Annotated in this window: 26 protein-coding genes and 1 riboswitch; of the genes, 23 read left to right on the forward strand and 3 right to left on the reverse strand. The window is 35.9% G+C overall.

All coding sequences use genetic code 11. The annotated features are described in order from the left end of the window. Window positions 1–5 precede the first annotated feature (5 nt). The 15 genes from EC501_RS09620 (at window position 6) to dltD (ending at window position 13449) form a co-directional block, all read left to right on the forward strand. Complete coding sequence (locus EC501_RS09620; RefSeq protein WP_122972073.1) at window positions 6–794, forward strand: MBL fold metallo-hydrolase; 789 nt, start codon at window positions 6–8, stop codon at window positions 792–794. Window positions 795–926: 132 nt separating this feature from the next. Continuing rightward, window positions 927–2204 carry a S1C family serine protease gene (locus tag EC501_RS09625; RefSeq protein ID WP_122972074.1) on the forward strand — a complete coding sequence of 426 codons (1278 nt, stop codon included), beginning with the start codon at window positions 927–929 and terminating at the stop codon, window positions 2202–2204. A 189-nt stretch (window positions 2205–2393) separates the two neighbouring features. Continuing rightward, window positions 2394–2558, forward strand: coding sequence for a CxxH/CxxC protein (locus tag EC501_RS09630; RefSeq protein ID WP_122972075.1), 165 nt, complete (start codon window positions 2394–2396; stop codon window positions 2556–2558). Window positions 2559–2789: 231 nt separating this feature from the next. After that, a complete protein-coding gene (gene rlmH / locus EC501_RS09635; RefSeq protein ID WP_122972076.1) occupies window positions 2790–3269 on the forward strand; it encodes a 23S rRNA (pseudouridine(1915)-N(3))-methyltransferase RlmH in 480 nt (159 codons plus the stop codon). A 118-nt stretch (window positions 3270–3387) separates the two neighbouring features. Then, window positions 3388–3434: riboswitch (PreQ1 riboswitch) on the forward strand. Window positions 3435–3561: 127 nt separating this feature from the next. Next, the gene (queD, locus tag EC501_RS09640; protein ID WP_122972077.1) at window positions 3562–4035 is read left to right on the forward strand and encodes a 6-carboxytetrahydropterin synthase QueD; all 474 of its coding nucleotides are present in this window, start codon (window positions 3562–3564) and stop codon (window positions 4033–4035) included. Continuing rightward, the gene (queE, locus tag EC501_RS09645) at window positions 4028–4756 is read left to right on the forward strand and encodes a 7-carboxy-7-deazaguanine synthase QueE (protein ID WP_122972078.1); all 729 of its coding nucleotides are present in this window, start codon (window positions 4028–4030) and stop codon (window positions 4754–4756) included. The genes queD and queE overlap by 8 nt, the downstream gene beginning before the upstream one ends. 358 nt (window positions 4757–5114) lie before the next feature. Then, complete coding sequence (locus tag EC501_RS09650) at window positions 5115–5906, forward strand: endonuclease I family protein (protein ID WP_174232678.1); 792 nt, start codon at window positions 5115–5117, stop codon at window positions 5904–5906. Window positions 5907–6063: 157 nt separating this feature from the next. Continuing rightward, the gene (locus EC501_RS09655) at window positions 6064–6426 is read left to right on the forward strand and encodes a VOC family protein (protein WP_122972079.1); all 363 of its coding nucleotides are present in this window, start codon (window positions 6064–6066) and stop codon (window positions 6424–6426) included. A gap of 279 nt (window positions 6427–6705) precedes the next feature. After that, window positions 6706–8448, forward strand: a complete 1743-nt coding sequence (locus EC501_RS09660; protein WP_122972080.1) for a sensor histidine kinase — start codon at window positions 6706–6708, stop codon at window positions 8446–8448. Window positions 8449–8525: 77 nt separating this feature from the next. Further along, on the forward strand, window positions 8526–9197 hold the full coding sequence (locus tag EC501_RS09665) for a response regulator transcription factor (RefSeq protein ID WP_122972081.1): 672 nt from the start codon (window positions 8526–8528) through the stop codon (window positions 9195–9197). Between the two features lie 13 nt (window positions 9198–9210). Next, the gene (locus EC501_RS09670) at window positions 9211–9357 is read left to right on the forward strand and encodes a teichoic acid D-Ala incorporation-associated protein DltX (RefSeq protein ID WP_122972082.1); all 147 of its coding nucleotides are present in this window, start codon (window positions 9211–9213) and stop codon (window positions 9355–9357) included. Window positions 9358–9374: 17 nt separating this feature from the next. Then, complete coding sequence (gene dltA, locus EC501_RS09675) at window positions 9375–10877, forward strand: D-alanine--poly(phosphoribitol) ligase subunit DltA (RefSeq protein WP_122972083.1); 1503 nt, start codon at window positions 9375–9377, stop codon at window positions 10875–10877. Then, window positions 10874–12031 carry a D-alanyl-lipoteichoic acid biosynthesis protein DltB gene (dltB, locus tag EC501_RS09680; RefSeq protein ID WP_122972084.1) on the forward strand — a complete coding sequence of 386 codons (1158 nt, stop codon included), beginning with the start codon at window positions 10874–10876 and terminating at the stop codon, window positions 12029–12031. The genes dltA and dltB overlap by 4 nt, the downstream gene beginning before the upstream one ends. A 15-nt stretch (window positions 12032–12046) precedes the next feature. Then, a complete protein-coding gene (gene dltC, locus EC501_RS09685) occupies window positions 12047–12283 on the forward strand; it encodes a D-alanine--poly(phosphoribitol) ligase subunit DltC (RefSeq protein ID WP_122972085.1) in 237 nt (78 codons plus the stop codon). Beyond that, complete coding sequence (gene dltD, locus EC501_RS09690) at window positions 12283–13449, forward strand: D-alanyl-lipoteichoic acid biosynthesis protein DltD (RefSeq protein ID WP_122972086.1); 1167 nt, start codon at window positions 12283–12285, stop codon at window positions 13447–13449. The genes dltC and dltD overlap by 1 nt, the downstream gene beginning before the upstream one ends. 121 nt (window positions 13450–13570) lie before the next feature. On the opposite strand, the gene EC501_RS09695 is transcribed toward dltD, so the two are convergent. Both EC501_RS09695 and EC501_RS09700 read right to left on the reverse strand, forming a co-directional pair. Then, complete coding sequence (locus EC501_RS09695) at window positions 13571–14413, reverse strand: aldo/keto reductase (RefSeq protein ID WP_122972087.1); 843 nt, start codon at window positions 14411–14413, stop codon at window positions 13571–13573. An 89-nt stretch (window positions 14414–14502) separates the two neighbouring features. Next, complete coding sequence (locus tag EC501_RS09700) at window positions 14503–15696, reverse strand: MFS transporter (RefSeq protein WP_122972088.1); 1194 nt, start codon at window positions 15694–15696, stop codon at window positions 14503–14505. A 190-nt stretch (window positions 15697–15886) separates the two neighbouring features. Between EC501_RS09700 and EC501_RS09705 the strand changes: the two genes are divergently transcribed. The 5 genes from EC501_RS09705 to EC501_RS09725 all read left to right on the forward strand — a co-directional run bounded on the left by EC501_RS09705 (window position 15887) and on the right by EC501_RS09725 (window position 20303). Further along, entirely contained in the window at window positions 15887–16258 is a 372-nt protein-coding gene (locus tag EC501_RS09705) for a winged helix-turn-helix transcriptional regulator (RefSeq protein WP_122972089.1), read from the forward strand. A gap of 226 nt (window positions 16259–16484) precedes the next feature. Next, window positions 16485–17039 carry a sigma-70 family RNA polymerase sigma factor gene (locus tag EC501_RS09710; protein ID WP_122972090.1) on the forward strand — a complete coding sequence of 185 codons (555 nt, stop codon included), beginning with the start codon at window positions 16485–16487 and terminating at the stop codon, window positions 17037–17039. Then, window positions 17036–18124 carry a DUF4179 domain-containing protein gene (locus tag EC501_RS09715; RefSeq protein WP_122972091.1) on the forward strand — a complete coding sequence of 363 codons (1089 nt, stop codon included), beginning with the start codon at window positions 17036–17038 and terminating at the stop codon, window positions 18122–18124. The genes EC501_RS09710 and EC501_RS09715 overlap by 4 nt, the downstream gene beginning before the upstream one ends. Before the next feature lie 384 nt (window positions 18125–18508). Beyond that, entirely contained in the window at window positions 18509–19681 is a 1173-nt protein-coding gene (locus tag EC501_RS09720) for a ParM/StbA family protein (RefSeq protein WP_122972092.1), read from the forward strand. 13 nt (window positions 19682–19694) lie between these two features. Then, window positions 19695–20303, forward strand: coding sequence for a hypothetical protein (locus EC501_RS09725; RefSeq protein ID WP_122972093.1), 609 nt, complete (start codon window positions 19695–19697; stop codon window positions 20301–20303). Window positions 20304–20324: 21 nt separating this feature from the next. On the opposite strand, the gene EC501_RS09730 is transcribed toward EC501_RS09725, so the two are convergent. Beyond that, window positions 20325–21002 carry a hypothetical protein gene (locus tag EC501_RS09730; protein ID WP_122972094.1) on the reverse strand — a complete coding sequence of 226 codons (678 nt, stop codon included), beginning with the start codon at window positions 21000–21002 and terminating at the stop codon, window positions 20325–20327. Between the two features lie 243 nt (window positions 21003–21245). Between EC501_RS09730 and EC501_RS09735 the strand changes: the two genes are divergently transcribed. Genes EC501_RS09735 through EC501_RS09745 form a run of 3 tightly spaced genes read left to right on the forward strand, consistent with a single transcriptional unit; the run spans window position 21246 to window position 23495 of the window. Beyond that, the gene (locus tag EC501_RS09735; RefSeq protein WP_122972095.1) at window positions 21246–21995 is read left to right on the forward strand and encodes a methionine ABC transporter ATP-binding protein; all 750 of its coding nucleotides are present in this window, start codon (window positions 21246–21248) and stop codon (window positions 21993–21995) included. Beyond that, window positions 21988–22650, forward strand: coding sequence for a methionine ABC transporter permease (locus EC501_RS09740; protein WP_122972096.1), 663 nt, complete (start codon window positions 21988–21990; stop codon window positions 22648–22650). Before EC501_RS09735 ends, EC501_RS09740 begins: the two co-directional genes overlap by 8 nt. 17 nt (window positions 22651–22667) lie before the next feature. Beyond that, window positions 22668–23495, forward strand: coding sequence for a MetQ/NlpA family ABC transporter substrate-binding protein (locus tag EC501_RS09745; RefSeq protein WP_122972097.1), 828 nt, complete (start codon window positions 22668–22670; stop codon window positions 23493–23495). Window positions 23496–23712 lie beyond the last annotated feature (217 nt).

Raw genomic sequence — 23712 nt, forward strand, 5'->3', positions numbered from 1 at the left:
ATCATATGCGGTTTAGTGTTTTGGCAAGTGGGAGTACTGGAAATGCAATTTATGTTGAAAATGATGAACATGCATTTTTAGTCGATGCCGGTTTAAGTGGCAAAAAGATGGAGCAACTGTTTGCTAAAATTGATCGTGATATGAAAAATTTATCGGGTATTTTAGTAACACATGAACACAGCGACCATATTAAAGGTTTAGGAGTTGTAGCTCGAAAATATAACGTACCGATTTATGCTAATGAAAAAACATGGCAAGCGATGGATGGGCATGTAGGTACAATTCCACTTGATCAACGATTTGTGTTCGATATGGAAACGGTTAAATCCTTTGGTTCAATCGATATAGAATCCTTTGCAGTTTCCCACGATGCTGCAGATCCAATGTTTTATGTTTTCCATGAAAATAATCGAAAACTAGTGTTAATCACAGATACAGGTTATGTCAGTGATCGGATGAAAGGGATTATAAGGGGGGCGGATTCCTTTGTATTTGAAAGTAACCATGACATTGGAATGCTTCAAATGGGACGTTATCCTTGGTCTATAAAACGTCGAATTTTAAGCGATGTTGGACATGTATCGAATGAAGATGCTGCCGTTGCTATGAGTGAAGTCGTTTTTGAAAAACCGACACAAATTTATTTATCCCATTTAAGTAAAGATAATAATATGAAAGATTTAGCGCGAATGAGTGTTACACAAACATTGCAATCGTGTGGTATTATTGCTGGCGAATATGTACATTTACATGATACAGATGCAGAAGAACCGACATTGCTTGTGACTGTATAATCTTTTTCATCAGGAAGGTATGACAAAAAAGTCGTATCTTCTTTTTTAATTTTGTTTTATTTCATTTTCATGTAATTTTAATGTTTGAATTGTATCATAATGACAACAAGAGAACGAAAGGATTGAGAATGAATGAACTACAATAATGATGAAGAAAAAAATCAACAAGAACAAAATGATTTAAATTACTCACCCCTTCAAGAACGACTCAAAAGAGAACAGGAAGAGGAAAATAGAAGAAGAGCAAATAAAAAGGCTGGTAGCAAAGCAGGTTATTTTATTAGCGGACTGGCGGGGATTATCGTCGGTGCATTACTTATTTGGTTACTTGTGCCGTCCATGGCAGATCAACTTCCAGGGAACGAAAACAACAACCAAACTACTTCAGAATCAACTGTTACTCAAACTGCAACAGAGGTAACAACAGATATAACATCGGCAGTAGAATCTGTTTCTGATGCAGTTGTAGGAATAACAAATATTCAAGAAGTAACTGATTTCTGGAATCAAAAAGCGACAGAACAAGAAGCTGGTAGTGGTTCGGGTGTCATCTATAAATCAGAAGGTGATAAAGCATATGTCATTACGAATTACCACGTAGTAGAAGGAGCAAAACAGCTTGAAGTAACGTTAGCTGATGGTACAAAAGAGAAGGCAACGTTAGTAGGTAGTGATATTTGGACAGATTTAGCAGTTGTTTCAATTTCCAATAAAAACGTAAAAACAATAGCTAAATTCGGTGACTCAGATGTATTAAAACAAGGGGAAACTGTTATTGCAATTGGGAACCCATTAGGTTTAGATTTTTATGGTTCAGTCACAACGGGTGTTATTTCTGGTAAAGATCGTTCCGTTCCTGTTGATTTAAACTCAGATGGATATGAAGATTGGGAAACAGAAGTTTTACAAACGGATGCAGCGATTAATCCAGGTAACAGTGGTGGTGCCTTAATTAATATAGCTGGAGAACTAGTTGGAATTAACTCCATGAAAATTGCTGAATCCTCTGTTGAGGGACTAGGCTTCTCTATTCCAATTAATACAGTTATTCCAATTATTGAAGAATTAGAACGTAATGGTGAAGTAAAACGTCCTACAATGGGTATTGGTTTATTAGATTTAACAGATGTACCAGCATTCTATCAACAACAAACATTAAAATTACCTGCTGAAGTCACAACAGGAGTCGTTGTTTCAGAAGTAGTGCAAGGTTCAGCTGCAGATAATGCAGGCATCGAACAGTATGATGTTATCGTTGAAATGGACGGTCAAAAAATTGAAAACTCCATCGATCTTCGTCAACACTTATACAACGAAACGGACATTGGAGATACATTATCATTAAAAGTATATCGTCAAGGAAAATTAGTGGATTTAAAATTAAAGTTAACTGAAGGAACAAGTGTATAATATTGAATCGTTTATAACAAAACTTGTGGATAACTAAATAATACAAACAAAAGTTTTACACAACGAGTAGTGGAAGAAAAGCCTTTTCTTTCCTACTCGTTTTTTGTTTGATACAATGGTTTGTGGATAACATAGAACAAATTGTGAATAAGTTTGTGGAAATTTCAGAAATTAAGGAGGCATGAAATAATGAAAACATATAGCTGTGAAACCCATATAAATCACGCTTTAGATATGCTTGTAGCAGAGACAAAAGAGTTTCCGATTATGGAGCAACTTTCAGAAGATGAAAAGTTATCCACAAAGTGTTCTTACTGTGAAGAGCAAGCAACATATGTTGTATCAAGTAAATAACTTTACACAATATGTAGAATGAGCTTGTGGATATGTGCATAACTTTTGTGGATAAGTTGTTTGTAAATGAAATATTAACGTGGATAAATTGTTTATATTTAAATTTTCTAATAATAGCTTAAGCGAAAATGCTCTTATTTTCTGGTCTAATGCTAATAAAGGGAACTGGGTTACTAAAAAGCTCATTGTTGGGAAATAAGATTATGAATGTTTTGTAAAGGTGGATAAGCTGTGAATATCACGATCATTTCGGTCGGAAAGTTAAAAGAAAAGTATTTGAAGATGGGTATTGAAGAATATGTGAAACGATTAGGTGCTTACGCTAAAGTGGAACTAGTTGAAGTGGCAGACGAGAAGGCCCCAGAACAATTAAGCGACGCCGAAATGGAAATCGTGAAACGAAAAGAAGGCGAGCGTATTTTGGCCAAAATCAATGACGGTATGCATGTCATTGCCTTAGCGATTAACGGGAAAATGAAATCTTCAGAAGAAATGGCAAAGGATTTAGAAGCCCTCATGACATACGGAACAAGTAAGGTCGCCTTCGTAATCGGTGGTTCCCTAGGTTTACATGAAGATGTGTTACAACGCGCGGATGAAAAATTAAGCTTTGGAAAAATGACCCTTCCCCATCAACTAATGAAACTAGTATTAGTTGAACAAATTTATCGTAGCTTTAGAATAATTAAAGGGGAACCGTATCACAAGTAAGTTCGGGTTCTATTGCTAAATAAATTTAAAAGTCCTGTTCAAAAAATATATGGGATTTTTATTTGAAAATTACTGTCAATTTTATATACTATATTCATAAAAGAATGCCCGGATTTGAACGGGAGAGGTTCATAGCTTATACCCTCTATAAAAAACTATGGAAACATGACAATTCGCCATGTCCATATAGGACGTGGCTTTTTTTGTTTAATGCATACGTTTTAATAGAAAGATTGTTAGAGCCTCTCTTGAAAACTTCCGGGGATATTTTCAAGGAGGGAATTTTTAAAACATGCCTAATTTTAGAATTGTTGATAAGCTACAAAAAATGGATGAAGACATTCAAAGAAGTCAATTAAAATATCATTCGAAACGTGTTCTTGTAAGCAAAGAGTTTACGTTTGATGCTGCTCATCACTTACATAACTACGAAGGAAAATGCAAAAATTTACATGGCCATACGTATCGTGCTGTTTTAGGATTAAGTGGGTTTACTGACGAACGTGGTCTCATGATTGATTTTGGGGATATTAAGGACATTTGGAAACAAAAAATTGAAATTTATTTAGATCATCACTATTTAAACGAGACATTGCCACCGATGAATACGACTGCAGAGAATATCGTCGTTTGGATCTACGAAAAGTTGAAGGAAGCCTTGCTCGATGAACAACGATATCATGGTGCACGTGTGGAATTTATCAGGCTGTATGAAACTCCTACAAGCTATGCTGAGGCAAGAAGGGAGTGGATGGAGTTTGAGTAAATTACCTATTATAGAGATTTTTGGTCCCACGATTCAAGGTGAAGGGATGGTAGTTGGCCAGAAGACGATGTTTGTACGCACTGCTGGCTGTGATTATTCTTGTTCTTGGTGCGATTCAGCATTTACATGGGATGGCACTGGCAAGCATCTTATCGTTCAAATGACAGCGCAAGAAGTTTGGGCTGAGTTGAAACGCCTTGGAGGAAATGGGTTTTCATTCGTCACCATTTCAGGAGGAAATCCTGCGCTTCTTCGTAATTTGGATGCCCTTGTTGCCCTTTTAAAAGAGAATAATATAAAGATTGGCGTGGAGACACAGGGAAGTAAATGGCAAGATTGGTTGTATGATATCGATGAACTAACCATTTCACCAAAGCCTCCTAGTTCTAAAATGATGACAGATTTCTCTATGCTCTCTACTATTTTAGAGAGACTAAGAGGTAGAAATAGCAATCAACATATATCACTTAAAGTCGTTATATTTAACCAAGAGGATTATGATTATGCTAAAGAAGTTCATCGCCGATATCCGACCATTCCTTTTTATCTTCAGGTTGGAAATGATGACATCACCTCGATAGACAATACGCGATTAGTTAGCCATTTATTAGAGAAATATCAAATGCTAATTAATCAAGTGATGATGGATGAAGAATTAAAGAACGTAAAAGTACTACCGCAGCTACATACACTCATCTGGGGAAATAAAAGAGGTGTGTAGCGCTCTTCTTTAAAACCAAATGTAATGGAAATATAACAGCACTCTTTAATGATGAAGAGGTGCTGTTTTTTTGAATTTATAAATGGAACTTTAATTATATGGATGGTTGTTAATATTCATGTAACCAATTAGTAGTCTATTTTTATCGCTATTTTCTACTAGATAGAAACACTCCAAAAGTTACTATGAAATAATATACAGAATTGTTAAACTATTAATAACATCATGAATTGGCTTCAATTTAATCCTATAGGGAGGGAGAAAAATGGAGCGTAAAATGAATTTGATTCCATATCAAGTAGTAGAACAGTTTAACGAAAACGAATTGACGCAGGATTCGAAAATTAGCAACAAAGAAATGTTGGCACAAGAACTGGACATAGCAAAGGCAGTCTATTTAGAGTATAGCAATAACCAGACTTATTATGAGGAAGATAGGGATAAGGAGATTAAACAAACGTACTATAAAAATATCTCATTTGATAGGAAGAATATTCATGAATTACTAGAAAAAACACATCAAAATAAGTTAGGTTACTCCCCCCATCGTTATGTCTATCCATGGGTAGACCTTCAAGAGAATGGGAAACTTAAAAGCGTATATTCGGGGGAAGAGATGGATCCGCTCACTGTTATAGAGGCGGATATACGTATTTTAGAAGCTACAGGTGGGACTATTACTCATTTATCCGATGAGGTGACATTAAATTGTGAACATGTAGTACCTCAATCTTGGTTTGATAAGAGTCAGCCAATGAGAGGGGATTTGCATCATTTATTTGCTTGTGATCCCACATGTAACAGCCGTCGTGGGAACAGCCCTTATTATGATTTTCCAGACTATGTTCCGGAAGGGCATATATTAGGTATTGAGGAAGGCTGCGGGAAGGCAGATGAAGGGAAATTCGAACCTGAATATGGAAAGGGAATTGTTGCAAGGGCTACCTTCTATTTTTTGGCTCGTTACCCTGGAACGATTAACAATCATTTGGTGAATCTGAAGGTTTTACTTGAGTGGCATCAAAAATTTCCAGTGTCTTTATATGAAAAACACCGAAACCTTGCTATTTATGATTTACAAGGAAACCGGAATCCATTTATTGATTTTCCAGAGTTCGCAGAAACATGGATATATGAAAAAAAGAATTAAATATATTTACTATAAAAACAGCACATAATCGTGCTGTTTTTATACTTGTAGAAATGAAAAGCAGTAGCTTAGAGAAGTTCAGTAGATATTTTTTACAAGATGAATAATTGCTTTTTTCTAGTAGAATAAAGAGGGACATTATGAAGGAGGAAAAGTAATGATAACAAATATCGCAACTGTTGCAGTATATGTGGATGACCAAGAAAGAGCAAAGGAATTTTGGACGAAAAAGGTAGGGTTTGAAGTCGTTGCAGAACATCCAATGGGACCTAAAGCATCGTGGCTTGAAGTGGCTCCACCTAACACAAAAAGTCGCCTCGTTCTTTATCCTAAGTCCATGATGAAAGGATATGAAAATAAACAAGCATCAATTGTATTTGATTGCGACAATGTTAAGGATACGTATGAAAAAATAAAGGCAAATGGCGTTGAATTTAAGGAAGAGTTAAATGAAATGCAATGGGGAAGTTATGCACTTTTCGTTGATGAGGACGGGAATGAATTCCTTATTAAGGGATAGTGACGGAAGTATAAGATTTTAAAACTAAATTTATATTAAAGGAGGCCGTTTATTAGACGGTCTTTTTTTTGTTTTCGTGTACACACATCTAGCAAAATGCTTTGGTTGTGTTGAACACAAGGTATTCTTGGTCAGGGGTAATCTTAGCTTAGGTACAAAAAAAGGTTTCACAACTTGAAAAAAATGATTACTATATGAAGGGTTGGATTTGGACACACAAAAAACATACTTATAGCTTAAGTTATTAATAAACTCTCGTATGAAATAAAGGGGTATAACATGAGAAAACGCGGTATCACGGTTAAATTATTCGCTGTAACAGCTTTATTCTTTATGGTGTTTTATGCCATGATTATGATATTTCAGCTATTATTCTTTGACCGTTTTTATCAACATTATAAAACGAAAGAAGTAGCAAAGCACATCCATCAGTTAGCAGAAGGGTATGAGAAAAATTCCTGGAGCGAAGATGAATTGACAAAACAAACACTTTCTTACATGAGAGAGACTAAAAGTCCGTTAACGATTGTGGACGCGGATGGTTATCAATTGGTCCAGGATCCCTTTAACATCATGCTGGAAAAAGAAGATGGCAATGTTGTAGAAGTATCGCTTTCCCTACTCGTCATCAATTACGGAAAACAGATACGTGCATTGAATATTACAAAGGGAGATACATTGATAGTACAAGGAGAGCCAGATGCTATGGTTCCTTCGGTCATTTACCCCTCTGTTATTACGAAGGATACGTCTAGCATAGGTGAAGCTTCGGGCGAGAATGAAGTGACAATCGAAGGAAAAGTAAAAAGCACTTCTCTACCAAAGAATGGGGTGACGAATAGGGGACTAGGACTTCTCTATGATGCACTGCTAGAATGGTTCCCCCTTGACGAAGCTCAAATAAAACAGCTTTCTAATGGAGAAAGTATGCAGCGTGACTGGGTAGAGCCATGGAGTGGAAAACATAATTTAGTTTTAATTGAACCATTTAAGAAAGACGGAGAAATTCAATATATGTTCTCTGTTACATCTCTTCAGGAAATTAAAGATACTAATGAAGCGCTACGAATATTTTATATCTATATCGGAATAGCAGGCATCTTTCTTATTCTGTTACTGTCAATATTCTACTCCCGTCTTGTTAGTAGACCATTGATTAAGCTAAATGAAATGGCAAAAAAAATGGTGCATTTAGACTTCTCATCGGCGAAGCCGATTAAGCAGAAGGATGAGCTAGGAAGCCTTTCAAACAATATGCTTATAATGGCGCAAAATTTGAATGTTGCATTAAATGATTTGAAACAAGCCAATGGAAAGCTAAAAGAGGACATGGAAAAACGTGAGCAGATGGAAAAAGAGCAGCGAGAGTTTTTCGAGTATGCATCACATGAATTGAAAACACCGCTTAGCATTGTCAAAAGCTTCGCTGAAGGGCTTCAGGATGGTGTCAGTCCGGATAAGCAAGACCATTATATAGAAGTAATCATTGAGGAAGCAGACAAGATGGAAGTGCTGATTAAAGATATGCTCGATTTAGCTAAGTTGGAGAACGGTGCAATTAAACTAAGAAAAGTATCTTTTCTACTCAGTGAAATGATTGAGGGTTTGGCAGATAAATTATTCTGTATAGCGAAAGAGAAAAATGTCTCCATTGAAATAATGCCGAAGAATGAGCAGCCTATTTTGGCGGATTATGAGTGGATGGAACGAGTAATGAAAAATTTCCTTATCAATGCGGTTCGGCACAGTGAGCCTAATTCTGTTATTGCGATTCGCATCGAATTGGATCAGGAAAAAGGTGACAGTGTATTTATAATCGAAAACAAAGGCATGCAAATACCAGAAGAGCAGTTGGATAAGATTTGGAAACGTTTCTATCGGACTGAATCATCACGAAGCAGAATGACCGGCGGTACCGGATTGGGATTGGCAATTGTCCAGCAAATTCTTGATTTGCATGGATTCCATTACGGAGCGGAAAATATGCCGGATGGCGTACGGTTCTATTTTCGTTTCAAATAATAGGATTAAATGCCTAAAAGGACACATGAAAGACATATAACCTTGTTAATATATAGAAATTGGAAGGAAGATTCACGATGGGGAAGAAAGTATTGCTTGTCGAGGATGAAGTGAGAATTCGAGAAGTTGTAGCCGATTATTTCAAAAAGGACGGCTGGGAAGTGTATGAGACGGATAATGGGAGCAGTGCAATTGACTGGTTTGACGCCATTTTTCCGGATTTAGTCATTCTCGATATTATGATGCCACAAATGGATGGATTCGCTGTCACTAAGCAGATTCGAATGGGGTCTGGTGTACCAATTATTCTGCTGACAGCAAAATCTAGTGACGATGATAAAATTCATGGGTTTGAACTGGGAGCCGATGATTATGTTACTAAACCATTCAGTCCAAAAGTATTAGTTGCCCGTGCTAATTCTTTAATGAAACGAGCAACGGAACATTACTTGCCGACCGGTCATATCATCAGCTTCGGTGAAGCAATCGTTAATACGAAGTCCCATCAGCTTCAGCTTGATGGTCAACAAGTAGAATTGACGCCAAAGGAATATGAATTGCTGGTATTCCTGCTTCAGCATAAAAATAACGTCCTATCACGTGAAACTATTTTAAATCACGTATGGGGTTTGGACTTCGATGGTGATATTCGAGTTGTAGATACACATATTAAAAAGCTGAGAGCTAAATTAGGCTGTGAATCGCATCATATCCGGACTGTGATTGGAACCGGCTATAAATTTGAATAAAGGAAGAGAGAAGATGAATAAGATCAAACAGATATATACGAACACTGGTGTCCGTTTTGCATTGCATACGTTTTTTTATTTAGCAATTCTTGTTACCTTGTTCTTGATGTACGGCTTCCATACGGCAAATACAGGCAACTATATTTATAACGATTTTTAAATGGAGAAGATAATACAATGAAACTTTTAACTCGTATTGCACAGCATGCGGCCAGAAACCCGGAACGGACAGCATTTCGTACAGAGGACCATGTTCTGAATTATAGACTGCTTTGGGATAGATCCAGCAGACTAGCAAGTTTAATACATACTATGCAGCTCGAGCGGCAGAAACCAGTTGTTGTATATGGTCATATGGGTATTGATATGCCTGTATCGTTCCTCGCCTGTGTACAGGCTGGCCATCCTTATATACCCGTAGATACATCCATTCCAATGGAACGGGTACGTCTAATCGTAGAAAAATCTAGTGCAGGATTGGTTATTAATACAACAGATAATAAACTAGATTTTGATAATGTTACTGTTTTACATATGTCGGGACTTGATTTGGAACAACAAGAGCTTATTAGTAATGAGCACTGGGTCAAGCCTGATGAAGTCTTTTATATCATTTATACATCCGGCAGTACTGGAAATCCAAAGGGTGTTCAAATAACTGCAGCAAATTTGCAATCTTTTACAGATTGGATGACAGGTGACTTTCCATTAGGTCAAGGAAAGGTTTTCTTAAATCAAGCACCTTTTTCATTTGATTTGTCTGTAATGGACTTGTATCCAGCGCTGCAGAGCGGGGGTTCCATTCATGCTTTGGAGAAAGAAGTAATCAATAAACCGAAGCTTTTGTTTGAAAACTTGAGTCGTTCTGCTTTGCAAATATGGACATCGACGCCATCCTTCGTGCAAATGTGTTTTCCAAATCCGGACTTTAATCAAAAGATGCTTCCTGAGCTTGAGATATTCCTTTTCTGTGGAGAAGTATTGCCGCTAGCTGTAGCGAAAGAACTGAAAGAACGCTTCCCAAGAGCGAGGATTTTTAATACTTATGGGCCTACAGAAGCAACTGTTGCTGTGACGTCTGTTGAAATTACGGAAGAATGGCTTGCAAAAGAGAAAGCACTGCCGGTTGGTTATCCAAAACCCGATATGCGGATTGCTGTTGTGGACGAATTAGGAAATCCACTTCCTGAAGGTGAAAAGGGAGAGCTAATCCTTGCGGGGCCAAGTGTGTCAAAAGGTTATTTTGGTGAGCCACTACTTACAGAAAAAGCATTCGGTATTATGGATGGATTGCACGCCTATCGCACTGGAGACGTCGGCTTTATTCAAGACGGGTTGGTGTACTGCCAAGGTAGACTGGATTATCAAATTAAGCTGCATGGCTATCGAATGGAGCTGGAAGAAATTGAGTTCCACCTTAATCAATCAGATTATATTCAAGCTGCCATTATTATCCCTTATGCACCAAACGGGGAAATTGAATATTTAATTGCGGCAGTGGTACCAGCGGATCATGACTTTGAGAAGGAGTATATGTTAACAGCTGCTATTCGAAAAGATCTTGCTATGCGATTGCCAGCATATATGATCCCTCGTAAGTTTATGTATTATGCTGCTCTTCCTATGACGAACAATGGAAAAGCAGATCGTAAGAAAATGAAGGAAGAGGTATTTGTATGACTCCGTATAGCTCTTTCCTCTTCTTTATCATTTTAGGTATCTTACTGCTGCCGACGATGATTCTCGGCACAATGGGCAAGCGCTTCCGGTATTACAATGTGTTTGTCTCCATTGTTGTATTGGCTATTATATTTTCAGAAGGGGGCTCAGGCTTTTTCTCGTTACTAGCCTTCACCATCCTTCAGCTAATACTAATTAAAGGCTATATTTCTTATCGACAGACAAAAAATAGCAGCCTCGTATTTTATATAGTAAGTTTACTGTCGATCCTGCCTTTGGTTTTATCCAAAGTGTTGCCGATTTTGGCAGTGGATAACTGGGCGAGCTTTTTAGGTATATCCTACCTGACATTCCGAGCTGTTCAAATCATTATTGAAACAAGAGATGGATTAATAAAAGAGCAGCTCTCGATTTTCCAGCTTGTTCATTTTATGTTGTTTTACCCAACAATTTCATCAGGTCCGATTGATCGCTTCCGTCGATTCCAGAAGGATGAAGAAAAACAATGGACACCTGAGGAATACAAAGAACTGCTTTATAAAGGAATCAACAAGATTTTCCTAGGTTTTTTGTATAAATTTATAATCGGCTATAGTATCAATTCATACTTCATTATGAATCTAGAGCATATAGCAGATGGTAAATTTAGCTATCATTTATTGTATATGTACAGCTATAGCTTGTACCTATTCTTCGATTTTGCCGGCTATACGGCGTTTGCTGTCGGAGTTAGTTATATCATGGGAATTCGGTCACCGGAGAACTTTAATAAGCCATTTTTAAGTCGCAACATTAAGGATTTCTGGAACCGATGGCATATGTCACTATCGTTCTGGTTCCGTGATTATGTGTTCATGCGCTTCGTCTTTCTAATGAAGAAGAAAAAATGGATAAAGAATAAAATGCTCGTTTCGAATCTAGGTTATATCCTGCTGTTCTTGCTCATGGGTGTATGGCATGGATTAGCCATTCAGTACATTATTTATGGAGCATATCATGCTTTAATGATGACTGGATTTAATTTCTTTGAAACCTGGAATAAAAAACATAAACGTTGGCCAACAGGAAGAGCCATGACAATAGTATCTATTGTGATTACTTTTCATGTCGTTTGTTTCGGTTTTTATCTGTTTTCTGGCAGACCATTTCAATAAAAGGAGAATCTACATATGAATTTTAAAGAGAAAGTACTACAAGTGATTGCAGAAGTTTGTGAAGATGATGTTGTGAAAGAAGATCATGATTTGGATATATTCGAAGCAGGACTGATTGATTCATTTGCGACAGTAGAATTACTTGTTCAATTCCAAGAGCAACTTAATATCAATGTACCAATTACGGAGTTCGATCGAGATACATGGAATACGCCAAATGCTATCGTTGATCGTTTAAATGAGTTGAAATAATGAAGAAGAGGTACTTGTTTGGACCAATCATTCTTGCATTGGTCCTGTTTGCCGGGGTCGTATTTGTACCCGTATCATGGCTGGTTAACATCATTCCAGCAGATCGTTTGGAGGAATCGGCTATTAGTTTGGAGCCAAATATGTTCCAAGGGACATATTTACAAAGTGAAATGCTTAAAAATTCAAAGTATGTTCCAATTTATGGTTCTTCTGAAATGTCGCGTTGGGATCCGTTCCATCCATCGAATTATTTTGAAACGAATGAAGCTGCATTTACACCTTATTTAATAGGGAAAGGCGGAATGACCTCAATTATCCATGATTTAAACTTTGCAACGCATGCGGATCAATTGGAGAACAAGCAGATGGTCATCATCGTATCGCCGCAATGGTTTGTAAAGCATGGTACAGATGAACAGCATTTTGCACCAAACTATTCTTCCCTGCAAGCGTACCAGCTTCCTTTCAATAAGGATGTGGATGAGCAGGTAAAAAGAAAGTTAATGGAACGCCTAATGACGTATAATGCAATTAAGAACGACCCGATACTTTATAAACTTTATGATGCTTACTTAAATGATAAAAAAGCAATGTTTAATACTTTATCAGTTCCTGCAAAGGCTTATATATCCATGCTTGAGAAAAAGGATTTGTATTTCACTCTTCTGAAAGATAAACCGACTAATCGCCATCAGTCAGATCAAGTAAAGGACAAAACATGGGAAGAACTGAGGGCACTAGCCGATGCTTATGGCGAGAAACGGACACAACATTCCGAATTTTATATTGATGACAAAGTGTATAATCATAAGAAGCACTACATTAAGAGCATGGAAGGAAAGAATAAAGATCATTCCTATGCAGAATCACTTGAGTACGATGATTTCCAGTTAATGCTTGATATTCTTAAAGAAGCTGGTGCTAAACCGCTCTTTGTGATTATCCCTGTAAATGGAGCGTATTATGATTACACAGGCTTCCCTCAAAAAGGACGGCAAGACTACTACAATCGTATAAAACAGCAGATTAGTGAGAGCGGATTTACTTACGCTGATTATTCCGACCATGAATACGATCCTTATTTTATGCGTGATACGATTCATATAGGTTGGAAAGGCTGGGTTTATTTAGATGAGGATATGCAGAAATTCCTCGAAGAAAACTAGGGTGAATTCGTTAGATTGTTTGTCTATACAATGAATATTGTTTCAATAGCATAATTTTTTCTAATTAAAAAATGCGCTCGGTATTTTAAACCGGGCGCATTTTTTTTAATGAAAAATTGAATTAAAAATCGAAATTATCAGGGTCTGGACCTACTCGTAAATTTTGATTTAAGCTATTAATAAGCTCCATATCCTCATTTGTAAGTTCAAAGTCGAAAATGTTAGCATTTTCCACAATTCGGTGCTCTTTTGTGGATTTTGGAATTGTCACAACTCCATTTTGTAAGTCCCATCTTAAGATGACTTGTGGCACAGTTTTATTATATTTATTCGCTATATCTTTTAAAACTGGTTGATCTAATAATTGACCTTGCATTAATGGAGACCAAGCTTCTAATTGAATGCCATTGTCTTGGCAGAACGTTTTAACTTCCAGTTGTGTTAAACGTGGGTGATATTCCACTTGGTTAATCATTGGTTTAATTTCTGCATCTTTTAGTAAATCTTCAAGGTGATGCACTTGGAAGTTACTAACGCCGATTGCTCTTACTTTTCCTTCTTTATAAAGAGTTTCCAACGCTCTCCAAGCATCTTTGTATTTACCTTCTACTGGCCAATGAATTAAGTATAAATCTAAATAATCAAGACCCAGCTTGTTTAAACTTGTTTCATAAGCTGCAAGGGTAGATTCGTATCCTAAATCAGAGTTCCATACTTTAGAAGTAATAAATAAGTCTTCTCTAGAGATACCTGCTTCTTCTATTCCTTCACGGATTGCTTGTCCTACTCCCGCTTCATTTTGATAAATTGCAGCAGTATCAATGCTGCGATAACCGTGTTTTATAGCGTATTTAACGGCATTTACTAATTCAGGTCCTTCTTCTACTTTAAAAACGCCAAGTCCAAACCAAGGCATTTTAACCCCGTTATGCAATGTTGTTGTGTCTTGTAAATTTTTTACCATGATATATACCTCCATTTTTTTATTTTCAATGAAACATGTAATAAAATTGAATTACATATCACCTCCTTATTTTACTTTAAAGTGCTACCTTAATTACAGCCAGGAGTCTTTTTTTCAAGTGAACGGCTATATCCTGTTAACATTACAGCTGCTAAAACCATAAGAGCTCCTATCCAAGTCGTATGAATGATTCCTATAGAGTTCGTCACAAGGCCTCCTAAGAAGGAACCAAGTGCGATTCCGGCATTAAATGCAGCAATATTAATAGCTGATGCTACATCTACTGCTGAAGGAACATATCGTTCTGCCAGCATGACGACATATACTTGTAATCCGGGTACATTCATAAAAGCCATTAGTCCCATAAGGAAAATTGTAATTAATCCAACTACTTTATAAGGGATTGTAAAATACAAAATGAATAGAATAATGGACTGGATTATAAACATGTAAAATAATGCTTTAATAGGATTTTGGTTCGACAGTTTTCCTCCAACCATATTCCCAATCGCAATGGCTATACCATAAATAAGTAAAATAACGGCAACGGTATCTTCTTTTAACCCAGTGACATTTTGTAATAATGGAGCTAAATAAGTAAAGACTACAAAAGTTCCTCCATAACCTAAAGCAGTAATAATAAAGATGAGTAATAAACGACCATTTGTAATTAATTTCAATTGGTCTTTCATTTTAGTAAGCTTCCCTTTTCGTAAATCAGATGGCACGAGAATACTATTCGCGATAAGGGCAATGACTCCAATTGCTACAATAACGAGAAAGGCGATTCTCCAACCCATTTGTTGGCCGATAAATGTCCCAAAAGGAACTCCTGTAACAGTTGCTACTGTCAGTCCGGTAAACATAATGGAAATGGCACTAGCTCTTTTATTTTCTGGTACTAAATCAGCTGCTATTGTTGAGCCGATAGACATGAAAACTCCATGGGAAAAGGCAGAAATCACTCGAGCTGTTAGTAATACCCCGATGTTAGTCGCAACTGCTGCGATACTATTCCCTAAAATAAATATAATCATAATCCAAATTAATAAAGTTTTACGGGGCACTCTAGAAGTAACCGAAGTTAAAATAGGTGCTCCAAATGTTACTCCTAATGCGTATAAAGAAACAGTTAAACCCGCTGTAGTAACAGATATATTTAAATCCTCAGCAATTAAAGGCAATAACCCGACACTAATAAACTCTGTAGTGCCTATGGCGAATGCACTTACTGCAAGGGCTAATAAGGCGAAAGTACTTCGCTTATTATCTATAGACGACATATTTTTTCCTCCCAATTATTTTAATAAAACGGTTGCCCGATTCACTTAGCGCTGAAGTGAATATGTTCTTTTCAACCCGCAGATGCTATTATGGGATAAAAAGATTTAAAAGAGAAGTACGTACTTTAAAGTGATATAGGAACAAAAAAGTACTATAGGTACTTTAAAGTACCTATAAGGAGGATTTCGTATGCAACAAAAGAAGTACAATATATCTGTAGAAGCTACTTTAGAAGTGATTGGTGGGAAGTGGAAATGCGTTATTTTATGTCATTTAACCCACGGAAAGAAACGTACAAATGAATTAAAACGTCTCATGCCGAACATAACACAAAAGATGTTAACACAACAATTGCGGGAATTAGAAGAAGATGGTGTTATTAATCGAATCGTATATAATCAAGTACCACCAAAAGTAGAATATGAATTAAGTGAGTATGGGTGGAGTTTAAAGGGAATTTTGGATGCCCTTTGTTCTTGGGGAGAAAATCATATAACAAAAATATATGGTGATAAATTTGCTGTTCTAGAAGAGAATGTTTTAAATGAACATTTAAAGTAGTGCGCGGCAATTTAATATAATTTAGCAGGCTAAATCGATAAGGATTTAGCCTATTTTTTTACTTTTATTCCCTTTTTTAATATAAACTTGAACTTAATAACTTTTTATACATAGTTAATGGATTTTCATGCTGTTCTTTTAAACTTTTAAATAATTGTTGAGAATAAATTTGGCTTTGAACGATGTTTTAAATGTAGGGCCTTATAGTTTAAGAAGGGGTGTTTGTATGAAAGTGACAAGTGAAAACTTTATAAAACATCTAAAGAAAAAGCGCGAAGAAGCACTAGATTATGTAATAGACAATTATATAGGAATCGTAAAAGCGGTTATCTATAACACTTTAAAATCCTATAACGATCCTCAAATAATCGAAGAATGTACAAGCGATACGTTTTTAGGGGCCTTTGAGAATGCGAAACAATTTAAGGGGAATGAGGAGGATTTTAGAAAATGGATTTGTACTATCGCTAAATATAAAGCGATTGATAAACAAAGAAAGTTATATAAAGTGCCGCGATTATACGAGATAGATGAAACAATCGATTCCGTAAAATCAGCAGAAGAAGAATTTTTAATGAAAACATCTTCTGAGGAATTACTAAAAATGATTAGTAAGTTAGATCAGTTAGACCAAGATATTTTAACGATGAAATATTTTCTAAATATGAAGAACGAAGAAATAGCCCAACATCATGGTTTGTCAAAAGCTGCTATAGATAATCGTTTATATCGTGGGAAAAAACGATTACAACAGATTTATTTAAGGGGGATTTTGACATGAAAAAGCTTTATAAGCAATTGAATCGTTTAAATTTCGAAATAGATGTTGAGCCGATGGAAGTGAGTGAATTGGAAAAAGAGAGAATTAAACGGAGTGTTTTGAAAGTAAAAAGAAAAAAGCATTTAACAAGAAATTTTGTCGCTGCAGCTACCTTTTTAATTGCTTCAAGTATTACAATTGGCTTTTCATTTCCTACTTTTGCATCAAACATTCCAATCGTCGGGAACGTTTTTGAGCTGTTTTATGATGACGAGGAATATATATTCGAAAAGTATGATGAATTTTCTTCAAAATTAGGCATTACTCAAGAAAGTAATGGAGTAGAAGTTACATTAACAGATGCAGTTTATGATGGAGAAAATATTACGGTAGCATACACGCTAAAGAGTAATCAAAATTTAGGGGAAAGGCCTGTTTTATTTGGGGATTTTATCGCTGAAGAGTTTAAAAATGCGCATAAATATGGCGGGTTCTCAGAAAATTATATAGTTGAAAAAGTAAATGATCATGAGTATGCGGTTTTATTTATTTACGAATTGATTCGTGGACCAAGACCAGAGGAAGTGCATATAACTCTTCAATCAGATGAAATTGTTGATTTAAGTAATACAAGTCAATCAGTGAAAGGTAACTGGTCTTTCCATTTTAAGTTAAATACTCTTGAAAGGGAGACTTTCAATCTTGCAAAAGAGCATTTAAAAACAGAAGCTGAAGGTATAGAGGTTTCAGTGACAAAGCTGACGGAAACATCGGTTTCAACCACACTTTATTTTGCTGAAAAAGTTGATGAAGAATTGTTTACTAAAGAGAGGGAAGAATGGCGTAGTGTATCTATCGACTATGTGATATCCGATGATTTGGGACGTAATTATAACTTTGTGCATTATAGAGGTGGTGGTCATAATACTGACTTTGATTCTTTATGGAGCAAATCGCGTATTACAACGAATGTCTTTGATGAACAAGCTACTTCCATAACAATTACGCCAATAGTCCATGTGAATAAAAAAGCGGGCAATGGCGGCAAATTAGAACGTATAGGAGAACCATTTAAGATGGAACCTATTACGGTACCTTTAAAATAGTATTTACAAAATTAATAGCCAAACTCAACAATTAGTCGATACTAATTGTTGAGTTTTTATTTTTGATCTTAAGGATAGTTGTTTTTATTTTGAAAAAAATACCAATATTCGTTTCGTCTACAAAAATGTTTTCAAGTTTACAAATAGTAAACTATTTGTATGCAATTATGTATACATGTAAACAAACTCGTATACATGTGATAACAGCGGGATGTAAACAAATTTGTTACTAAAGATTACCGAAATGTGTACAAATCACAACAGTTTACAAGATGTTTACAGTTATATATCTTTTAGGTGATGCCAATTGCAGAATTTAGAAATCTCCTATAACCTTTAAGTTAGAAGTAAGGTTTTACTAAACTAATGAAAAGGAATGATTAAATGATGAACACTCGAATTGCAGCTGTTGATGTTGGTAATGATTCCATTAAAGCTATTTTTGGAGAGCTAGAGTATGAGTTGAATATTCCTAATATTATGGCAATTGACACGGAAGATCGTCCGGTAATTGGAATTGAAGAATTAGATAATAAAAATCCTTTGGAAGGAATTCATATTAAAGTGCATTCCCCTGCATTGAAAGAAAATAATGCGATCTATCGTGTTGGTCATTTGGCAACGAAAAGTGGCAATGCTACAGAATTAGATCCAGGAAGTGCAAAATCTGAAGAGGATCAAACATTAGTCATGCTTTTTGCAACGTTAGCATTAGATGCAGTTAATGAAAAAAATACTAGCCATTTTCCTCGTACAAAAAATGTAATTGATGCAAACTATACCCTAGGAACTGGTCTACCTTTACGTGAAGTGAAGGAAGGAAAGGATGCAGGATATCGCTCTAAACTAGTTGGTTCTGTCCACCAAGTAGAGTTTCTTGTCACACCAAAATATCAAGGATTCAAGGTAAATATTAAATTCAATGAAGTAAAGATATACCCAGAAGGATTTGCCGCTTACATTAATCTAGTAATGGACAATCAACTAAAAATTATTAATAAAGATTTAATCGATAAAAGAATTATTATCCAAGATATTGGCGGATTATCAACGGATATTGCTGTTATTAAAAACCGAAACGTGGATGATGATAAAGCACAAGGGTTTAATCTCGGTGTATCCGAATCTTTAGAGGCAATTAGAGAAGAAATTCGCTCAAAACATGGTATTGAATTAGATAGCCGTCGCGATGTAGTGGAAATTATTACGAGAAAAAATGATCGGAACCATATTATGGTGAAGGGAAGCCGGACAAGTGTCCATGATATTACAGACCGAATTTTACTCGAACTAGCTAAAAAGCAATATCGTTTATTAAGAAATGTATGGCAAAAAAATTCTCAAACAGAAATCTGCTATTTTGTTGGTGGAGGAGCTAATGTATTAAAAGAATATATTAAAACCTTAAATAACAATTTAGATGGATATAATATTGAATTTTTTGAAGATGAAAAAGAGAGCATTTGGATGATGGCCAATGCTTATTATAAACTAATTACTGATTTTGTTCGAAAGATGGAAAAGCCTAAATCACCTCAAGAGCCTGTGAAAAATTAATTAGGGTGATCATATGAAAAGCTCAAATTCTAATGAGATAAAAAGGGGACAAGCCATTTCCTTTCGTATCCCTTCTGATACACCTGACCATCTGCTGAAACATTTACAAAAGCTAAAGGAAGTTGAAAGACGAAATTTTTCAAGTAAAATTGCCGAATTTGTCCTGCGAGGGGTTGGTCAATCCTTTTCGAAGGAACGGGAAACGATTACGATTCCTCTTCCCCATAGCTTAAGCAAATCCCAACGAGATTGGCTAAAACATGAGCATTCAGAGGCGCTATTAGGAACGATACTTTATCAACTTTTAATGGATCCTGTTCGTGCCACTGCTTTGTTATCATCTTTAAATAGTAACTCCTTAGATATAGATGAAGCTTTGTATTTACAAGAAGGGACATATGAAGAGTCGCCCATTACGGAAACGTCATATGGTGATGACGATATACACTCTATTAAAGGAACATCCACTGACGGGCACGTAGAAATGATGGATGATTTGGACTCCTTTGATTGGGACAAAGCAACACAACATCAATCGATAGCGGTGGAAGAAGAGCGGACGAACATGGAAAATGATCTCGACAGTTTATTAGGAGATTTTCTTAATAAAATGAATAAGTAATAAATTTTTAAATCCCACCTTTTAAGAAAGGTGGGGTTTTTCATGTATTAGTGCTATTTTTTGTTGGTAAGCCTTTGTTGCAATCAGGGCAACTATTAAAAGAAATTCAGATATATTATGCGGAGCATCGATTTGCAAAAGGAAATTTAAAATAGGGACAATTCCCATAGAAAGAATGCCTACAAAGTACCATGGCCATCTTTGTTTCCACCAAATGAAAATAGAAGTGATTAATAATGTTGTGGATACGCCAATGATCATAACAGGAATGCCTTCTTCATTCTTTGTATAACTTAAAACCCCATTCTTCCAAGTAGGCTCTAAAGAGAGGTTAGGTACTAGTGAGAGTAGTTCGTAGATAATGAAAAAAAGTGTAAGAAATAGAGTGGGAAACTGTACTATTTTTTTCGATGCCCATTTAATATTGGCATTAACTAATGTATGCCATGCAAAAAGTACAAGTAGAGGCGTAACAAAAGCATGCAACCAATAACGTAGTTCATTTAAAGCTTTCAGTAAATCGCCTTCCCCTATAAATTTTCCTAAAACTAGAATTCCGTTATCATAGAGCAAAGCTACGATAACGAGTAATAGAACATTACTTACGTCTATCCAGCCATTCTGTTTAGCTAAAAAGATACCTATTATAAATAAAAAGATGAAAGCAATAGAAAGCAAAAAGTAAATAAAGGTATCCATAATAATTTGCCCTTCTTTCTCTTTTACAACAGAGAATTTTAAATCCTACTTAGTATAAATGTATACCTTGATTTTATTCAAAAATCATTATAAATTTACAATGGATTATTGAACTACTAAAAGGTAAAAGTAGAGCAGGTATTTAGTTACTTTGAAAACTAAACGGAAATGACAACCATCTTTTATTGGGCTATAATGAGAAGAATTGACACTACCCTTCCCATCATAGAAAGGGGTTTTTTTATGCTTAAATTAGATCGTGTTTCAAAAAGCTTTTCAACATTTCAAGCAGTAAAATCAGTTTCTTTAACGATTAATCAGGGAGAAATCCATGGCATCATTGGGGCAAGTGGAGCAGGTAAATCGACTTTATTAAGATTGATGAATTTGTTGGAAGTTCCAGATGAAGGCGAAGTAGAAGTAAATGGTCAACGATTAACAAGGATGAATAGGAAAAAACTTCGACAAGCTCGTAAATCAATTGGAATGATCTTTCAGCATTTTAATCTAGTTGCCAATAAAACCGTTTATGATAATGTTGTTGTACCTTTAGAGTTGGCAAACTATCCAAGGGCAGAACGTAGAAGCCGCGTGATGGAATGTCTTCAATTTGTCGGTTTGGACAGTTTAGTGGATAAATATCCTTCCCAATTAAGTGGCGGCCAAAAACAGCGTGTTGCAATAGCAAGAGCATTAGCGAATAAGCCGCAAATTCTACTATGTGATGAGCCAACCTCTGCCCTAGACCCTAGTACTACTGCGGACATATTAACGGTATTACAGAATATTAATAAAAGTTTAGGTGTGACAATTGTTATCGTCAGTCATGAGATGGAAGTCATTCGAAGTATATGTAATCGCGTAACGGTCATGGCGGACGGAGAAATTTATGACACGGTGATTTGTAAACCCACAGGGATATTAAGCAAAGAGAATAGCCCAGAATACTTTGTCGAACAACTAACAAAGGATGTTGAAATAGACCATGCTTGATACTTTAGTTCAATATGAATCGGAAATTTGGCAAGCAATTGGGGAAACCTTTGTCATGGTAGGGGTTTCAATAATAGCAGCCGTTCTAATCGGTCTCCCAGTCGGGACGTTACTTTTCCTTAGCAGAAAGGGCAATATGCTTGAAAATCGTTTGCTTTTCTCGACGTTAAATTTATTAGTCAATACAATCCGTTCTTTTCCATTCTTATTATTAGTAGTCTTTTTAATACCATTTACAAGGTTCATTATCGGGACAGCTATTGGAACGGCTGCAGCAACTGTTCCACTATCGATAATCGCTATTGCCCATTATGCGCGGTTGGTCGAACAATCGTTATTGGATGTCCCAAAAGGCGTTATAGAAGCGGCAATTTCAATGGGTGCATCTGTTAGAGAAGTAATTTTTAAATTTGTTTATGTAGAAGCTCGTTCGGGACTCGTTCTCGGATTAACTACTTCGATTATTAGTTTTATTTCCTATTCAACAATCATGGGAGTAGTTGGTGGCGGTGGAATAGGGGATTTTGCTATTCGATACGGATACCAACAGTTTAAAACCGACTTAATGATTTATATGATCATAATAATGGTCATACTTGTACAGCTTATCCAATTTATTGGTACAAACCTATCGAGAATCATTGATAAAAGATAATTACTGGAGGAAAAATCATGAAAAAAGTGCTTTCCCTTATAACTGTATGTTTATTTATTTTGGCTGGTTGTGGCCAAACAGATGAAGCAAAAAATAATGAAAGTGGACAAGAGCAAAAGCAGGAAGAAGTGACATTAAAAGTAGCTTCATTAATCCCACCAATGACGGAAATTTTAGACCTTGTTAAACCGAAACTTGAAGAGGAAGGCATTCAACTTGAAGTAGTTGTATTAAGCGATAACGTCCAACCGAATAGTGCACTTGCAGCAGGCGAAGTAGATGCAAACTTTTTCCAACACGTTCCGTATATGGAGGAGTTCAACCGAAACAATGATGCAGAATTAGTTTCTGTTGAACCAATTTACTTTGCCAATTACGGTGTGTATTCAAAAAATTATAAATCAATCGAAGAGTTACCAGAAGGTGCTGTTGTTGCGATTGCCAATGACATTTCCAACGTTGACCGTTCACTATCCTTATTAGCCCAACATAATATCATAAAATTAAAAGAAAAAACGGATAATTATTATACGAAAGCAGATATTATTGAAAATCCAAAAAATTTAAAGTTTGAAGAAGTCGATTTATTAATGTTAGCGAGAATGTATGATGATGCAGATGCTGTCGTTATGACACCGGCTTATGCGGCACCCCTTGGATTAACGCCGAAAAGTGATGCGCTTCTTACTGAAGGAGTGGAAAATGACTTTGCCATTACATTAGTTGCGCGTAAAGATAATGTAGACTCTGAACCAATCCAAAAATTAGCGGAAGCGATGACAAGTCCAGAAGTGAAAAAATTTTTAGAAGAAAATTATGATGAAACGGCTATTCCTGCCTTCTAAAAACGTTTCTTTTAAAGATTGCTTTTGAACAAAATAAAGCCCATATAAACAACCTATTGCTTACATTTAGGTCGTTTATATGGGTATTTTTTATTTTGGCTCTATAATATTTGTTGGGGTTTAAAAAAATTTCATAAATAAAAAAGCACGTAATCACCGATTTCTATATACTTGAATTGTCGAGAAACAAGCAATGAAAGGTGATACGTGCAAATGA

This window comes from Lysinibacillus halotolerans (assembly GCF_003711845.1).
GTDB lineage: Bacteria > Bacillota > Bacilli > Bacillales_A > Planococcaceae > Ureibacillus > Ureibacillus halotolerans.

Excerpts from the sequence above, each read along its gene's own strand:
- EC501_RS09625 (WP_122972074.1), top strand. The coding sequence starts at position 927 with ATGAACTACAATAATGATGAAGAAAAAAATCAACAAGAACAAAATGAT.
- queD (WP_122972077.1), top strand. The coding sequence starts at position 3,562 with ATGCCTAATTTTAGAATTGTTGATAAGCTACAAAAAATGGATGAAGAC.
- EC501_RS09670 (WP_122972082.1), top strand. The coding sequence starts at position 9,211 with ATGAATAAGATCAAACAGATATATACGAACACTGGTGTCCGTTTTGCA.
- EC501_RS09700 (WP_122972088.1), bottom strand. The coding sequence starts at position 15,696 with ATGTCGTCTATAGATAATAAGCGAAGTACTTTCGCCTTATTAGCCCTT.
- EC501_RS09660 (WP_122972080.1), top strand. The coding sequence starts at position 6,706 with ATGAGAAAACGCGGTATCACGGTTAAATTATTCGCTGTAACAGCTTTA.
- dltB (WP_122972084.1), top strand. The coding sequence starts at position 10,874 with ATGACTCCGTATAGCTCTTTCCTCTTCTTTATCATTTTAGGTATCTTA.
- dltA (WP_122972083.1), top strand. The coding sequence starts at position 9,375 with ATGAAACTTTTAACTCGTATTGCACAGCATGCGGCCAGAAACCCGGAA.
- EC501_RS09710 (WP_122972090.1), top strand. The coding sequence starts at position 16,485 with ATGAAAGTGACAAGTGAAAACTTTATAAAACATCTAAAGAAAAAGCGC.
- EC501_RS09650 (WP_174232678.1), top strand. The coding sequence starts at position 5,115 with ATGTTGGCACAAGAACTGGACATAGCAAAGGCAGTCTATTTAGAGTAT.
- EC501_RS09665 (WP_122972081.1), top strand. The coding sequence starts at position 8,526 with ATGGGGAAGAAAGTATTGCTTGTCGAGGATGAAGTGAGAATTCGAGAA.
- EC501_RS09705 (WP_122972089.1), top strand. The coding sequence starts at position 15,887 with ATGCAACAAAAGAAGTACAATATATCTGTAGAAGCTACTTTAGAAGTG.
- EC501_RS09655 (WP_122972079.1), top strand. The coding sequence starts at position 6,064 with ATGATAACAAATATCGCAACTGTTGCAGTATATGTGGATGACCAAGAA.
- EC501_RS09695 (WP_122972087.1), bottom strand. The coding sequence starts at position 14,413 with ATGGTAAAAAATTTACAAGACACAACAACATTGCATAACGGGGTTAAA.
- EC501_RS09620 (WP_122972073.1), top strand. The coding sequence starts at position 6 with ATGCGGTTTAGTGTTTTGGCAAGTGGGAGTACTGGAAATGCAATTTAT.
- EC501_RS09730 (WP_122972094.1), bottom strand. The coding sequence starts at position 21,002 with ATGGATACCTTTATTTACTTTTTGCTTTCTATTGCTTTCATCTTTTTA.
- EC501_RS09630 (WP_122972075.1), top strand. The coding sequence starts at position 2,394 with ATGAAAACATATAGCTGTGAAACCCATATAAATCACGCTTTAGATATG.
- EC501_RS09735 (WP_122972095.1), top strand. The coding sequence starts at position 21,246 with ATGCTTAAATTAGATCGTGTTTCAAAAAGCTTTTCAACATTTCAAGCA.
- EC501_RS09720 (WP_122972092.1), top strand. The coding sequence starts at position 18,509 with ATGATGAACACTCGAATTGCAGCTGTTGATGTTGGTAATGATTCCATT.
- EC501_RS09715 (WP_122972091.1), top strand. The coding sequence starts at position 17,036 with ATGAAAAAGCTTTATAAGCAATTGAATCGTTTAAATTTCGAAATAGAT.
- EC501_RS09725 (WP_122972093.1), top strand. The coding sequence starts at position 19,695 with ATGAAAAGCTCAAATTCTAATGAGATAAAAAGGGGACAAGCCATTTCC.
- EC501_RS09740 (WP_122972096.1), top strand. The coding sequence starts at position 21,988 with ATGCTTGATACTTTAGTTCAATATGAATCGGAAATTTGGCAAGCAATT.
- EC501_RS09745 (WP_122972097.1), top strand. The coding sequence starts at position 22,668 with ATGAAAAAAGTGCTTTCCCTTATAACTGTATGTTTATTTATTTTGGCT.
- dltC (WP_122972085.1), top strand. The coding sequence starts at position 12,047 with ATGAATTTTAAAGAGAAAGTACTACAAGTGATTGCAGAAGTTTGTGAA.
- dltD (WP_122972086.1), top strand. The coding sequence starts at position 12,283 with ATGAAGAAGAGGTACTTGTTTGGACCAATCATTCTTGCATTGGTCCTG.